General features: G+C 63.6%; 2 protein-coding genes. Both read left to right on the forward strand.

Annotation, left to right across the window (positions count from 1 at the left end; all coding sequences use genetic code 11):
- A partial coding sequence (locus EN914_RS33285; RefSeq protein WP_164779104.1) for an autotransporter assembly complex family protein occupies positions 1-1,693 on the forward strand: 1,693 nt, incomplete at its 5' end.
- Between the two features lie 3 nt (positions 1,694-1,696).
- On the forward strand, positions 1,697-2,063 hold a 367-nt coding region (locus EN914_RS33290), incomplete at its 3' end, for a hypothetical protein (protein ID WP_164754750.1).

Here is a 2,063-nt window from a genome sequence, read left to right on the forward strand (position 1 = left end):
GGTCAAGAAGCTCGAAAATGCCTCGGCGCTGAAGAGCGACGAGGAGCGTCCGGTTTCAGGCTCGCTCGGGCTGATGGCCAAGGCGCGCAGCGACCGCGAACAGCTTGTCGCCGCGCTCTATGCCGATGCCCGCTACGAAGGCGTCGTCACCGTCACCATCGACGGCAAGCCGCTCGACGATTTGCCGCCAGATGCCGAATTCAAGGGTCCGCAGCCGGTTCCCGTGTCGATCGACATTGCTACCGGGCCGAAATTCACCTTGGGCAATATCAGGCTGCAAGGCGACGCGGCAGGACTGATGAGCGCCGATTATGGCCTGATATCAGGCGGCGACGCCGGATCCGGCGCAGTGCTCAAGGCCGAGGCGCTGATCGTGCGGACGCTGAAGGAGCAAGGCAGGCCGCTGGCAGAGGTGACGGACCGCCAGATCGTCGCCGACCATGCCACCTCGACGCTCGACGTGACGCTGACGGTCGCCGCCGGACCGGTCGCCGGCTATGGCCCGACCACCGTGGAAGGCACCGAGAAGGTCGACCGCGACTTCACCGAATACATGACCGGCCTCAAGCGCGGCCGGCAATACTCGCCGCAAGAGATCGACGATGCGCGCGACCGGTTGCTGGCGCTCGAGGTCTTCAACAGCGTGACGTTCAAGGAAGCCGACAAGCTCGATGCCGACGGCAACATTCCGATCGGCGTCCAGGTCAGCGAGCGCAAGCCACGCTATTTCGGCGTCGGCGGCACTTTTTCCAACACCGAGGGGCTGGGCCTTGAGGGCTATTGGGGCCACCGCAATTTGTTCGGCCGGGCCGAGAAGCTGCGCATCGATGGCAAGATCAGCGGCATCGGCAGCAACGATCTCGGCGAACTCAACTACAATGCCGGCATCATGTTCGAGAAACCCGGTGTGATCGGACCGGCATCGAAGTTCTTCGCCGGCGTGAAGACGGTGCTCGAACATCCTGATGCCTATGACCATTTCTCGATCAAGGGCAGCGCCGGCCTATCCTACGAACTGACCAAGAAGCAGACGGTTTCCGCCGAGGTGGCGCTCGACTATTCCCGCATCCACGACGCTTTCGGCAAGCACAAATACCTGATCGCCAGCATTCCGCTGCAATATGTCTACGACAACAGGGACAACCGCCTGAACCCGACCAGCGGCTTCCGGGTGCTGGCCTATGCCGAGCCGAGCTACGACATTTTGAGCGGTGCGGCATTCCTGAAGCTGAGGGGCGAAGGGTCGGCCTATCAGTCGCTGGATTCGGCTTCCAAGTTCGTGCTGGCCGAACGTGTCGCCATCGGTTCGATCGTCGGCACCAGCCTCGAACATGTGCCGGCCGACCGGCGCTTCTATTCCGGTGGCGGCGGTTCGGTGCGCGGCTACGCTTATCAGGACATCGGTCCGAAGGATTTCACCGGCCAGCCGATCGGCGGCCTGTCCTTCTTCGAAACCTCGGTCGAGATGCGCATCGCCATCACCGACACGATCGGCATCGTGCCGTTCGTCGATGCCGGCACCGTGTCGACCAAATCGGTTCCCGATTTCTCCGATGTCAAGGTCGGCGCCGGCGTCGGCCTGCGCTATGTCACGCCGTTCGGGCCGCTGCGCATCGACGCGGCCGTGCCGCTCAACCGCGATCCGGGCGATCCGCATTTCGGCATCTATGCCGGCATCGGACAGGCATTCTGAGCGATGAAAACAGTCTGGCGCATCCTCCGCATTGTTCTCTACACCCTGCTGATCGTGATTGCGGGAGCGATCGGCGCGCTGGTGGTGCTAACCAAGACCGAGCGCGGCCGCGACAATCTCGCCGGCATCATTTCGCGGCTGGCATCGACCGACGACCGCAAGATCACGGTCAGCGGCATAGACGGCATCTGGTCGGGAGCCCTCAGCGTCGACCATGTCGTGCTGGAGGATCGCGAGGGTGCCTGGCTGGTGGCGCGCAAGGTGGCCGTCGACTGGTCGCCGCTGGCGCTGCTGTCGAAAAACTTCAGCGCCGACCGCATCGCTGCCGAGCGCATAGAACTCGCCCGGTTGCCGGTGGCCAGCACGCAGC

Source organism: Mesorhizobium sp. M7A.F.Ca.CA.001.08.2.1 (assembly GCF_003998455.1).
In the GTDB taxonomy this organism is placed as follows: Bacteria; Pseudomonadota; Alphaproteobacteria; order Rhizobiales; family Rhizobiaceae; genus Mesorhizobium; species Mesorhizobium ciceri.